The organism is Nitratireductor indicus C115, assembly GCF_000300515.1.
GTDB lineage: Bacteria > Pseudomonadota > Alphaproteobacteria > Rhizobiales > Rhizobiaceae > Nitratireductor > Nitratireductor indicus.
Genome location: NZ_AMSI01000020.1, coordinates 36,359 through 48,076 on the forward strand (window position 1 = coordinate 36,359; position 11,718 = coordinate 48,076).

16 protein-coding genes are annotated in these 11,718 nt (G+C 58.3%); 14 read left to right on the forward strand and 2 right to left on the reverse strand.

What is annotated here, in order from left to right:
- The first annotated feature begins 2 nt into the window (after positions 1–2).
- The 11 genes from NA8A_RS21755 to NA8A_RS21805 all read left to right on the forward strand — a co-directional run bounded on the left by NA8A_RS21755 (position 3) and on the right by NA8A_RS21805 (position 7,599).
- Positions 3–179 carry a CbtB domain-containing protein gene (locus NA8A_RS21755; RefSeq protein ID WP_040673333.1) on the forward strand — a complete coding sequence of 59 codons (177 nt, stop codon included), beginning with the start codon at positions 3–5 and terminating at the stop codon, positions 177–179.
- Between the two features lie 15 nt (positions 180–194).
- Positions 195–791, forward strand: a complete 597-nt coding sequence (locus NA8A_RS24475; RefSeq protein WP_009452576.1) for a CbtA family protein — start codon at positions 195–197, stop codon at positions 789–791.
- Positions 784–2,169: a multicopper oxidase family protein gene (locus NA8A_RS21765; protein WP_009452578.1), complete on the forward strand. Its 1,386-nt coding sequence runs from the start codon at positions 784–786 to the stop codon at positions 2,167–2,169. The genes NA8A_RS24475 and NA8A_RS21765 overlap by 8 nt, the downstream gene beginning before the upstream one ends.
- Positions 2,170–2,263: 94 nt before the next feature.
- Positions 2,264–2,551 (forward strand): hypothetical protein, encoded by a 288-nt coding sequence (locus NA8A_RS21770; RefSeq protein WP_157174156.1) that lies wholly within the window; start codon positions 2,264–2,266, stop codon positions 2,549–2,551.
- Between the two features lie 58 nt (positions 2,552–2,609).
- Entirely contained in the window at positions 2,610–3,167 is a 558-nt protein-coding gene (locus tag NA8A_RS21775) for a L,D-transpeptidase (RefSeq protein WP_240532833.1), read from the forward strand.
- Positions 3,167–3,478 carry a hypothetical protein gene (locus NA8A_RS21780; RefSeq protein ID WP_009452581.1) on the forward strand — a complete coding sequence of 104 codons (312 nt, stop codon included), beginning with the start codon at positions 3,167–3,169 and terminating at the stop codon, positions 3,476–3,478. Before NA8A_RS21775 ends, NA8A_RS21780 begins: the two co-directional genes overlap by 1 nt.
- The gene (locus NA8A_RS21785) at positions 3,475–3,951 is read left to right on the forward strand and encodes a DUF411 domain-containing protein (protein ID WP_009452582.1); all 477 of its coding nucleotides are present in this window, start codon (positions 3,475–3,477) and stop codon (positions 3,949–3,951) included. Before NA8A_RS21780 ends, NA8A_RS21785 begins: the two co-directional genes overlap by 4 nt.
- Complete coding sequence (locus tag NA8A_RS21790) at positions 3,948–4,613, forward strand: L,D-transpeptidase (RefSeq protein WP_025030064.1); 666 nt, start codon at positions 3,948–3,950, stop codon at positions 4,611–4,613. Before NA8A_RS21785 ends, NA8A_RS21790 begins: the two co-directional genes overlap by 4 nt.
- 14 nt (positions 4,614–4,627) lie before the next feature.
- Positions 4,628–5,125, forward strand: a complete 498-nt coding sequence (locus NA8A_RS21795) for a c-type cytochrome (RefSeq protein ID WP_202802963.1) — start codon at positions 4,628–4,630, stop codon at positions 5,123–5,125.
- A gap of 37 nt (positions 5,126–5,162) precedes the next feature.
- Positions 5,163–6,641, forward strand: a complete 1,479-nt coding sequence (locus NA8A_RS21800) for a multicopper oxidase family protein (protein WP_009452585.1) — start codon at positions 5,163–5,165, stop codon at positions 6,639–6,641.
- Positions 6,642–6,672: 31 nt separating this feature from the next.
- Complete coding sequence (locus tag NA8A_RS21805) at positions 6,673–7,599, forward strand: cation diffusion facilitator family transporter (protein WP_009452586.1); 927 nt, start codon at positions 6,673–6,675, stop codon at positions 7,597–7,599.
- A gap of 119 nt (positions 7,600–7,718) precedes the next feature.
- Here the strand turns inward: NA8A_RS21805 and NA8A_RS21810 are convergent, their stop codons facing one another.
- Positions 7,719–8,183 (reverse strand): hypothetical protein, encoded by a 465-nt coding sequence (locus tag NA8A_RS21810; RefSeq protein WP_009452587.1) that lies wholly within the window; start codon positions 8,181–8,183, stop codon positions 7,719–7,721.
- Positions 8,184–8,401: 218 nt separating this feature from the next.
- Positions 8,402–9,265 carry an HNH endonuclease signature motif containing protein gene (locus NA8A_RS21815; protein ID WP_240532834.1) on the reverse strand — a complete coding sequence of 288 codons (864 nt, stop codon included), beginning with the start codon at positions 9,263–9,265 and terminating at the stop codon, positions 8,402–8,404.
- Positions 9,266–9,559: 294 nt separating this feature from the next.
- Between NA8A_RS21815 and NA8A_RS21820 the strand changes: the two genes are divergently transcribed.
- The 3 genes from NA8A_RS21820 to NA8A_RS21830 all read left to right on the forward strand — a co-directional run bounded on the left by NA8A_RS21820 (position 9,560) and on the right by NA8A_RS21830 (position 11,715).
- Complete coding sequence (locus tag NA8A_RS21820) at positions 9,560–9,787, forward strand: hypothetical protein (RefSeq protein ID WP_009452589.1); 228 nt, start codon at positions 9,560–9,562, stop codon at positions 9,785–9,787.
- Positions 9,788–9,795: 8 nt separating this feature from the next.
- Positions 9,796–10,395: a cytochrome b gene (locus tag NA8A_RS21825; RefSeq protein ID WP_143088117.1), complete on the forward strand. Its 600-nt coding sequence runs from the start codon at positions 9,796–9,798 to the stop codon at positions 10,393–10,395.
- Between the two features lie 429 nt (positions 10,396–10,824).
- Positions 10,825–11,715: a DUF3991 and toprim domain-containing protein gene (locus NA8A_RS21830; RefSeq protein WP_009452591.1), complete on the forward strand. Its 891-nt coding sequence runs from the start codon at positions 10,825–10,827 to the stop codon at positions 11,713–11,715.
- The last annotated feature ends 3 nt before the right edge of the window (positions 11,716–11,718 follow it).

Consider the following 11,718-nt stretch of genomic DNA (forward strand, 5'->3'; position numbering starts at 1 on the left):
TCATGCTCGCAACACAATCTGTTTCGCTGCGGGTTTCGGCATCAGCACGTCTGACGACTACGCTGTTCGCTGCAATATTTGGCATAGCGTTGCTTTATTTCGCTGCGTTTGCTCATTCCGACGCACTGCACAACGGCGCCCACGACACGCGCCACGCAATCGTCGCGCCCTGCCACTAAGGCGCCACGACGTAGATGTTGACCCGGGTAATTCTGGCCGCGCTTGTAGCGGGATTGCTCGCTGGTGTGTTCGCGACCGCGGCGCAATCAGTGCGGGTTATCCCGTTGATCCTCCAAGCCGAAGCTTATGAAGAGGGGGTGTCACACGCTGAGACCGAGGACGAAGTCTGGGCGCCCGAAGAAGGCTTGCAGCGGACGTTTTTTACGTTGCTCTCGAATCTCGTGACCGGTGTTGCATTCGCACTGATTCTAACGGCTATCACTCTGATATTAGACCAACCGGTGTCGCTCCGGCATGGCGCGCGTTGGGGGGCGGGTGGGTTCGCGGTTTTCGTTCTCGCCCCAAACTTCGGTCTTCCGCCTGAATTGCGCCTGCATGGATCGGACAGTCTGCCCGATGGCGGTAAATCCCCTTCGATCAGGGCGGATGTGCTGAAGGAAAAGGGCTGGACTGTGTCCAATCTGGCTTATGCGCTGAAAACAGGCATCCAACCGGACGGCGACGCTTTTGGTGGTTCGATGGGGGAAGTGGTGCGTGACGGAACTTCCTTTCTCAGTCAGGACGATCTGACGGCAATCGCGACCTTTCTGCTGGAGCGGGAGAATGATTGACAGACGCAATTTCCTGGCGGGAACCGGGGTGCTCGTGTCAGCAGGCGTACTGCCCGGTCTTGCTGTGGCAAAGGCGGGTGCTCAGGAGTTTGATCTGATCGCCGGACCGGTCCGGCGAGCACTTTACGAGCAGCAGCTCTCAGATCTCTGGGCCTATAACGACATTGTACCCGGTCCTGAAATCCGGGCCCGAAAGGGCGAGCGGATACGCGTCAACTTTCGCAACAATCTTGAGGAGCCCACATCCATCCACTGGCACGGAATCCGCATCGAAAATGCGATGGATGGGGTGTCCGGCTTGACCCAGGAACCCGTGCAGCCCGGAGACAGTTTCATCTATGAATTCGAGCTGCCGGATTCCGGTACATATTGGTATCACGCGCACAACAAGAGTTGGAATGAGGTCGGGCGTGGCTTGTATGGCCCGTTGATCGTGGAGGAGCGAATCTCCACCTTTGATCGCGACCATGACATCACCCTCATCATTGATGACTGGCGCTTGCGCCAGCCTGGCGTTCTGGACACGGACAGCTTTGGCTCCTTGATGGATTGGAGCCACGGAGGGCGTCTCGGTAACTGGCTCCTTGTGAATGGCAAGTCACGTCCGGTTTTGAAGCTGCGCGGTGGCGACGCCTATCGCCTTAGACTGATCAACGCCTCGAACGCACGTGTTCTGGAACTCGATCCCAATCGGTTCGGCGGAAAGGTAATTGCCTATGACGGAAAGGCGCTGCCGGAATCCGTCGTTCTGCCGTATTCCCCGCATCTTCTCGGACCAGCGCAACGGATCGACCTTATGGTTGTTCCGGACGCTGATTTCACGATCGAAGAGATTTCGGGCGATCAGCCATTCCCCCTGGTCGACGGGATCGTCGACGGGATATCGCGTACAGCGCAGTCGACGCCTTCAATTCCGGTAAACCTGATACCGGAGCCCGATGTGACGGGCGCCCGGAAAGTGAAGGTCGTTATGGAAGGTGGCGCCATGGGCGGCTTTGTGGACATCACCTACAAGGGCAAGCGCCTTGAAGGCGAAGATTTCCGTAAAACGGGCCAGTCCTGGGCATTCAACGGCATAGCAAACCTGGCGGAGGCTCCGCTTTTCACGGTTCGGCGCGGCGAAACGGTTCTGCTGGAAACGATAAATCAGACAGGTTGGGTACACGCCATGCATGTCCATGGTCATCACTTCCGTGTTCTCAGTCGATCCGGAGCCGACGTCGATGACGGCAAGCCCTGGCGCGACACATTCCTGATTGGACCTGAGCAGACGACGGAGGTTGCCTTCGTCGCTGGCAATCCCGGCAAGTGGCTGTATCATTGCCACATGCTGGAACACGCGGCAGCAGGTATGACCACATGGTTCGAAGTCAGCTGAGACGATTGTAGAAAATTTACGGAACCGGCGTTACGTTACTGAAATGCGCAGACTTTTGCCATCGTTGATGATACTGGTTCTGGTCCTCGGGGCCATGATGCCGGCTGTGATCCAATCGCATGCCGACATGACATCAACGAAAGTAACCGATCAGGTTCATGAGGTTCTGGCCGCTGACAAGACGGCCGCGATGAAGTGCTGTCAGAAGTCGAAAAGCGGCATGGATAACCGCCAAGGCAATTGTGCGGCCGATTGCCATTATCTTCCCGAATTCACACCGCTGCAAAATTCGCCTGTCTTGGCGTCGGTTGAAATCCCGGCACAGTCCGAGACGCTTCTGGAAGTGATATATTTCCAGATGAGGCCCCCCATCTCGATCTGATCTTACTTCGCCAGCCATCAATGGCGTTCGTCGAGTAATTGGATTTGAGAGGGAAACCATGCTTTCCAAACGTAGCTTAATGCTTGGCGCTTTGTCGTCGGCATTCCTGCCTGCCTCGTTGGCACAGGCACACAAACGCGTCTTCAAACTTGATCCGCGGTTCGAACCGCAGACTGTTCGATTCTCCGGATACAGTCCCGGCACGCTGGTGGTCGATCCAGGCAACCACTTTCTCTACCTGCAAACAAGCCGGACAACAGCAAGGCGATATGGGGTCGGCGTCGGCCGAGCTGGTCTTGCCTTTCGGGGCTCGGCCACCATCGGTCGGAAGGCAAAGTGGCCAAGTTGGACCCCGACCAAGAACATGATCAGGCGTGAGCCGGGCAAATACGCCAGATATGCAAAAGGCGTTCCCGGCGGACCCGGAAATCCGCTTGGTTCACGCGCGCTGTATTTGTACCGCAGTGGCCGTGACACGATGTATCGGATTCACGGCACCACCCAGCCATCTTCGATCGGGCGCTCCGTTTCGAACGGCTGCATCCGGATGATCAATGCGCATGTCGAGGACCTGTATGAAAGGGTTCCGGTGGGCGCAAAGGTGGTCGTGCTGTGATGGCTCAGGACCCGCAAAAACTATCGCCCTATGCACTTTCCTCCGGGGTGCCGAGAATTCGAGCACATGACGTCACGGGCGTTCCCGAACCGCGGAAATTCGGCACCTGGATCATGATCGCTTGCTGCATTCCAATGGTCGGCGGCGCCGGATTGCTGCTTTGGGGCATGGGCGCTGGCGCAGGTTTGGCTGAACGCCTCGGCGCATTGGCGCCAATCGGCTTTTGTCTTGGGGCACACCTCGTCATGCACAAGATCATGGGCCGGACCTGTCACGGCCATCAAACACACAAAGGACAAGACCAGAAATGAAAACACTGATCAAAATCGCGGCCGCATCATGGTTGGCCGGCAACCTGCTGACGCTGCATGCACATGCAGGCGAAACCGATGACAAGCATATCACCGTCTTCAAGACACCCTGGTGCGGGTGCTGTCAGGTCTGGGTCGATGCAGTCGAAAAAGCCGGCTACACCGTCGAAACAAAGGACATGGAAGACCTCTCCTCGATCAAGACGCAGGCGGGCGTGCCGGCAAAACTTGAAGCCTGTCATACGGCCGCCATCGGAGGCGATCGCAAATACGTTCTCGAGGGACACGTCCCGCTTGCAGCGATCAGCAAGCTCATGACTGAACAACCGGATATTCGCGGCATTTCCACCCCGGGTATGCCGATGGGCTCTTTGGGCATGGGAGAAGATCCGAAGGCGAAATACGACGTCCTCGCCTTCACCGGCAAAACCGGAGAGACGCCGACCCTGTATTACCAGGCCGGCAAGCAATGAATCGCAGGCAACTCCTGGGTGGGGCAGGCAGCCTGTCGTTGCTTGCCCTTTCCGGCTGTACAACCACCACACCCGAACAGGCGCTCGAGCCGCAACCGGCACCGAGAATCCCAGGCACGTATGCAACCATGTATGGGCCGATGCCCGGAGAGCGTTTTCCGATACCGGCCGTCGATCTGAACAAGGTCCCGGAGAGGTTCTGGCGTCGTCAGGTCGACTATTCGGGGCCTCATGCGGTTGGCACCCTGATTGTCGACACGCAGACGTTTTACCTTCATTTGATCCAGGAGGGCGGCAAGGCGATGCGGTATGGCGTCGGACTCGGCAGAGCGGGATTTTCGTGGTCGGGCCGCGGGGTCATCCAGTGGAAGCAGGCCTGGCCGAAATGGACTCCGCCCGAGGAAATGATCGCGCGGGAGCCGGACCTCGAAAAATGGAGCGCACGCAATGGCGGCATGCCACCGGGGCTAGATAATCCGCTGGGAGCGAGAGCGCTCTACATTTTTCAGGACGGAGAGGACACGCTGTACCGGATTCACGGTTCGCCGGAATACTGGACCATCGGCAGGGCCGTCTCCAGCGGATGTGTTCGATTGATGAACCAGGACATTATCGATCTCTACAGCCGTGTCCCCAGCGGGTCTTCCCTGGTGGTCGTTTAGGTGAAGCCATGTCGATGAGACGATTGAAGATAATTTCCCTTGCCGGTCTGGCATTACTTGCGATCGGCGTCGTCGCCATGATTGGGGTCGGCCCAGGCAATGGGGAAAGCGCGGCTCTCCTCAGGCCGGATGACCAGGAAAAAGTCTCGCTCGGCCAACAGGTCTACACTGTCAACTGTGCGTCCTGTCATGGAGCGGAATTGCAGGGCCAGGCAGAGGATTGGCGTTCCCCGGGACCCGACGGCTTGATGCCGGCTCCGCCGCACGATGAAACAGGACACACTTGGCATCATCCCGACGAGTTGCTCTTCAAGATCACCAAACTTGGGGTCGCCGAAGCGGCCAATCTGAAGGATTACACATCCGCGATGCCCGCTTACGAGGGCATTCTGTCGGATGAGGAGATCGTCGCCGTCTTGTCTTACATCAAGAGCACCTGGCCCGATGAAATCCGCGCCGGCCATGACGAGATGAACAAGCGCTACGCCTTGGAACCGCGGGACACGAGATGAACGCAGGTTGGGCAGAAAATGTTGAAGGGAGACGCCAATGACAACACGGCGCGGACTGCTTGCAGGAGGTGTGGCTTTGGCCGCTGGCGCCGCCGCCTACGGCGTTTTGGGCGCACGGCCGTCCGTGAACCTTGCCAAGGCAACTGGCTTCCCTCGGCTTCAAATGCCGCCATTGCTCGATACCTCCGAATCGGGGCGTTTCGACGTGACCGCACAGTCCGGCACGACCAGTTTCATCGGCGGCAGGGCGACACCGACAATCGGATTCAACCAGCCTTATCTCGGGCCGGTTGTTCGCGTTCAAAAGGGGCCGTTGCAGCCGAAAGTCGCCAACGCCCTGTCATGGCCTGTCAGTTCCCACTGGCATGGATTGCTCGTACCTGGCGAACACGATGGCGGTCCGCATTTGCCGATCGGCCCAGGTTCCAACTGGACGCCTGATATGCAGATCGACCAGCCGCCTTGCACGGCCTTCTTTCACACACACATTCACGGGCGAACGGCACAGGATGTCTATGCCGGGTTGGCCGGAGTGATCCACATCGTTGATGGCCACGATGCGGAGCGTGGATTGCCAGAAACCTATGGCACGGACGATCTCACACTGGTCATTCAGGATCGCAGATTTGCCGGTGACGGGCGGCTGGCCTATGCGAATTCGATGATGGACATCATGCATGGCATGACCGGAGACACGATCCTGGTCAACGGCCAGATTGGAACGGCGGCGCATGTACCGAAGGGGATTGTCAGGCTGCGGATTGTTAACGCTTCCAATGCCCGCATTTATTCGTTGCGCCTGAGCGACTCCCGCCCGATGCATCTCATCGCGACCGATGGCGGGTATCTTGCCCGGCCGATCGCACTCGAAACGCTGCGAATGGGTCCCGGTGAGCGTGCTGAGATCCTGGTCGATTTCACGAGCGGGCATGACGTTTCTCTCGTGAGTGACGGTGATCCCAATCAGGGAATGGGCGGCATGATGGGCCGCGCCCGGGGAATGCTCGATGGTTTGACGGGGGCGCGGCGTTTCGAGGTCCTGCCAATCCTTGTCGATGAACGCCTCCCGGTCGCGGTTGACAGAATCCCCGATACGATAGGAGGCAAAGCGCCCTCACTTGCGGATTTTGAAATTGCCAAAACCAGGCGCTTCTCACTCGACATGGGCATGGGAGGAGGCATGATGGGCGGGTTTGCCATCAACGGAGATCCGTTCGAGATGGCCGTCGTCAACCAACGCGTGCGTCTTGGCGACACCGAAAAATGGGTCGTCAGCACAACCATGCTGGCCCATCCTTTCCACGTCCATGGCGTGTCGTTTCAGGTCGTCCGCGAAAACGGTCGTGATCCGCTGCCCGAAAGCAGTGGGTGGAAGGATACTGTCGTCATTGATGGCGAAACCGAATTGCTGATGCGCTTCACGCAGCCCGCAGGCGATCGAACGCCCTTCATGTATCACTGCCACATTCTCGAGCATGAGGATGGTGGCATGATGGGGCAGTTTACTGTGACCTAGCTCCGAACTGACCTGAGAGGAGGTAAAACCGATGTCAGAAAACCATGCCGGTCATATGCCATCAAGCGGCCGGGCGCTCTCGATTTCCGCGTGGCTGACGGGCGTCTATTTTATCGTGGAGCTCGGCATTGGATTGTGGACCGGCTCGGTCGCAGTCATCTCCGACGCCTTTCATACATTCTCCGCGGTCGGAGGCGTTCTGGTTGCAATCATCGCTGCCCGCATCGCGAAAAGGCAGGCGGACGAACAGAAGTCCTTCGGCTGGTTTCGCGCCGAAATCATCGGCGCGCTCGTGAATGGCGCATTTCTTCTGATCATGGCCCTGGTTGTGATTGTCATGGGCCTGATGCGGCTCGGAAACCCGATCGATCTCCCCACCGGTCCGATGCTGATTGCAGCGGCGGGAGGCCTCGTTACGGAGTTCATTTCGCTGTATCTTTTGTACCGGCAACAGGGCAGTGATTTGAATGTACGGGGTGCCTATTGGCACATCATACAGACATTCGTCGGCAGTCTCATAATCATTGTCGCTGCACTGGTGATCCGATTTACCGGCTTCCTCGCAATTGATCCCCTGTTGGGGATTATCTTCGGGTTTGTGCTTCTGTGGGCCAGCTGGGGGATACTGCGCGACGCCATTCATCTTCTCATGGAGGGAACGCCTGATGAGATTTCGCTTGCCGAAGCCAAGGCCGCTCTCGCGGTAATTCCGGGTGTGAAGAATGTTCATCACGTCCACGCCTGGGCACTTACAAGCGGCAAGTATGTGTTCTCGGCACATGTCATGGTGGATAAACGCGCCGAAATTGATTCGGACGAGGTCTTGACGATTGCACAAGGAAAGCTCGTGGATGAGTTCGGATTTTTCTTTACCACAATCCAGGTGGAGACCCGATGTCATGACGAGGAACGAGCGCGCGCAATCGATGCGCTCGTTGATCGGTCGATGGCGACGTGAATGCGATCACTTCATCAGATATTTGACCAGGGCCGCAATCGCCAACAAAACGAGGATGCCGATCAGCAGCATCCCGATGCCACCAAATCCCATCATGCCGCTACCCAGACTGTTGTCCATCATTGCTCGGTTTCCTTGACCTTGATTCCGACGATCTGTCTTCGCGTGATCCACAAGACAACTGTTGGAACGACCAGCCACTGCAACAGAGGGCTCAGACCTGTTCCAAACGGTGGCACCAGAGGCATCAGCTCCGAATAGGTCCAGCGCAGCGAGACCTGCGTGTAGTAATACTCGAAACCGACTGTCAGGCCGATCCCGATGCCGAGATACATCAGATACTGCCAAGCGGCAGGACGGAGAAACCACTGACGCGTCCGCGCTGCCAGGCTTGTGAGACCGAAAGCAACAAGGGCAAAGCCGACATCACCGAATGTCGCTGACATGCAAAGCTTGATGCCGTCCCAATGGTTCATCTCGATCATCCCGGCATAGGTAGGTGCCTGGACGAATTCCCATACAAAATGGAGAAGAAAAGAGAATACGACGATGTTGAATTCGGGCTGGTACGTGATTGCGCGCATGGCAAGACCCTGGCTTTGGTTTTGCGGAAAAGCCTAAACGCTCCGGTGGGTGGAAGGTCAAATCGGGCTGAACTGCGTCACGATCGGCCCTATTCGTTCATCAACTTCGCCAATCTCCATGATTGTATGCAGGGTTGTCTGTTCGCTTCCCGCGGTCCCTCCCCTGCATTGTATCCGGCGACCACGAGAAACGCCCGGGCCGAGTTCGTCGACGTCATTCACCCTTTGTCGCCTGACTTTTTGCCAAAATCGGCGAAGATCGTGAACGACCTTGCCCCTTTGGAAAGATTCGATTTTGCGATGCGCGTCTTGCCGATACGTTGCTGGAGATATGCACAAACGGGCTCAAAGTCCTCTATCGCCAGCATCCTCCAAGGCGCTCCGAAAGATTTCTCAACATTTTTCGAGATGGCGCCATAACTGAATGTTGTTGCACGCGACCTGTCGGCGCTGGCGAACTGGTTATACCTGCTGATCAGGTACTGGACATACCGACTGGCCTCCTGATCGGCACCGATCGTTCCAGCTGCCGGTTGGATATGTACCGCTTTGCGTGTCGTTCTCACATTGACGGTGTTGGCCTGAACCGCTCCAGGACTGTCGACAATGACATTGCCGCTGTCATTGTTAACGATGACGCGCCTTAGGTCGCCGAGCAGGATCTTTGCGAAGAAGGCGTCTGTCGCCTGTTCGGGTCTACCCATTTCCTTTTCTCGAATTTTCTTGAGTTCTTCCAGCGCCTCTGCCGAGAATGCCTCTGGTTGCGAGTCGACAATTCGGTGGTGACGTCGGCACAGCAGGATCAGGTTGTCGAATCCGTGGCGATCTTCCTCGGTTTGGGTGCTGTCAAATCGAGGTCCGCCTGCTTTCTGCGCATGAATGTGACAGATCTCGCCGGTGATCGTGCCGGCGCTTTCCACGATGGGAAGGGAACAACCCGGGAACGCACAAAGATTGCCCGATAGGGCGAACAGCCTCTTGATTGTTTTTTCTGTCGGCCCCAAAAGCGCACACTCCTGTTGTCCTAGATCTCTGCCGCTTTGGACAAGCCTTGCGGACCGGCTCGCTTGAGTTTGTTCCATGCTAGTCCGGAATCCTGATCTTACTCGGCTGACTCGTGATGCAAAACTCTGTTCGGATTTATCCAATCTGGCGCACTCATCATTTGACGACTTGATGGCACGCGTCTTCGGCGAGCGGGAATGGGATGAAACCTCAATCAGCATCAGATCCGCGCCGCAGGACCCATCTCGTAAACCGACCTGGTCAGTGTCCCGCGCGTTTGTTGACGCTTGCCGCTTGACCTTTCCTGCGCTGGAAGGCGTAGGCTTTGATATGGCAAGGAGGCGATGCGTATGAGATCAGAGACAGAGCAGATGGAACGGGACATTCTTCGAGTCTATCGTTGTGCCCGCGGGCAAGAGCGTCCGGATATTGCCGAATTCATGTTGGCCGCGCTGGAAAAGCTCGATCGAGAACGGGAAGGTTTCCCGCTGACGGAGCGGCCCCTGATGGAAGCCTATCGGGACATCGCCAGTCGCCCTGGCGAACCGAGATGTGCGGCGCAGCGACTTTCCACCTCGAAGTCTGAGCCGCACAGTTAGAAACGCCCGTGTCGTCGATCATCGGAGGCCATTGGCAAGGAGCAAAATATACACGGTTGCAGATTGCCGTTCACTGGTCTGTGGTTCTGTTGCTGATAGGGCAATGGTATACCTCCGAGGCCATACCCCGAACGCATAATCCGCTTCTGCCTCCGTCCGAATCCGACCTGTTCCAGCATGCTGTCCACAATTATGCCGGGCTGCTGATCGGCGCGTTGGTGCTGTTGAGGATTGGGCTGCGAATGTTCCCGCCACAATCGTTGCTGCCGCGACCGGCGAACTGGCGGGACCGCGCCTCGCAGGCAGTCCATTGGGCGCTGTATTTCTCTCTTCTCGGACAGGTTGCTGCCGGGTTTGTAACTTCCTATCTCTGGGCGCCTGCCGCGCGCTTTCATGTACTCTTCTGGAATGTCACGTTGATCCTGGTGGGGCTCCACATCGCCGCAGCCGCTTATCACGCGTTTCGGGGAGACGGTGTGGTCTGGCGCATGATCCCGAGCACCCTCGAACTGCTTATCCGCCCGACTTTACGAAGTGAGGAACGGAACGCAGCTCACGGTTCCAATGCCTCTCGCACCGGACAATCCGGCACATCCTCCCCGGATTAGCGCGGGACAGTCGTCACTCCCTTTTATCCGCTTATGATCTGCGATCTTCACATGCGCGGTTTTGCGGCATGGAAAGTTTTCACTTACTGGTACGCTGGCATTGGATTTACGTTTGGGCGTCGCCCTTTGGGCCGGGCTGTTGGCAAAGCTGAAGCCCGCAAGCGGTCTTCCCCCATCCGGGCGGCCATCCCTGACGCGGGGCGACCGGGGGGATTGGAGGACCGGAAAGTTGATGGGTGCCGCTTGCGCGCCGCGGCCGGCAAGGGAAGCTGGCGCCGCTTCTTGCCCCGAAAACCGCGACCCGGCACAAATGCCGGCTTGCCAGACGCGCCCTTGTCCTGCCTTGCTCTTCGCGGCCGCCGGGTTGCCGCCCCTACAGAATAGGGAGCGGAAACCGGACAGAGGACCGCGCGAAACGCGGAAGAGTAAATGGAAAAAGCAGACCTTGAAGAGTTGAAGGGAAAGGTCGCCTGCGGCGCGGTGCTGGAAACCGCCGGCTTTGCCGTCGACCCCAAGGAAAGCACGCGCCGCGCGGTCAAATACCGGCGCGGCGACGAGATCATCATCGTCATCCATGACGGGCAGGGTTGGTTCGATCCCCTGTCCGACGCCAAGGGCGACGTCTTTCGTCTCGTCGAGCATCTCGACGGCCTTCCCTTTGCGGCGGCGCTTTATGTCGTTGCCGACCTGATCGGCTTCGTTCCTTCAGAACCGGAATGGAAGCGGCAATCGCGCGAGCGCTCGCCCGACCTTACTATACCTGAACGCTGGAACTCGCGGCGCAGGCCTTGGCGCGGATCAGCCACATGGCGCTATCTGCGCGACGAGCGTGGCATTCCCGAAGCGATCCTTAGATCGGCCATCACCCAGGATATCCTGCGCGAAGGCCCCAGGGGGAGCATGTGGGCGGCGCACCGCGATCGCACGGGGGCCGTGACCGGCTGGGAAGAGCGCGGGCCGGACTGGCGTGGTTTCGCGACCGGTGGCGCGAAAGTGCTCTTCCGGCTCGGGCCCGTCGATGGGCCGCGGCTTTGCGTTGCCGAGGCGGCGATCGACGCCATGAGCCTCGCCGCACTCGAGGACCAGCGTCCCGACACGCGCTATTTGAGCACCGGCGGCGGTTGGTCGCCGGCGAGTTCCGAGGCCCTGCTCGATCTTGCCGTCCAGGCGGACGCTCTCCTGGTCGCGGCCACCGACAACAATGCGCAAGGGGAGAGTTTTGCCGCGCGGCTCGAGGCGCTCGCCGCCGATGCCGGTTGCGGGTTCGTGCGGCTGCGGCCGGAGCTGGAGGACTGGAACGGGTTTTGTTGCAACGGCTGATTT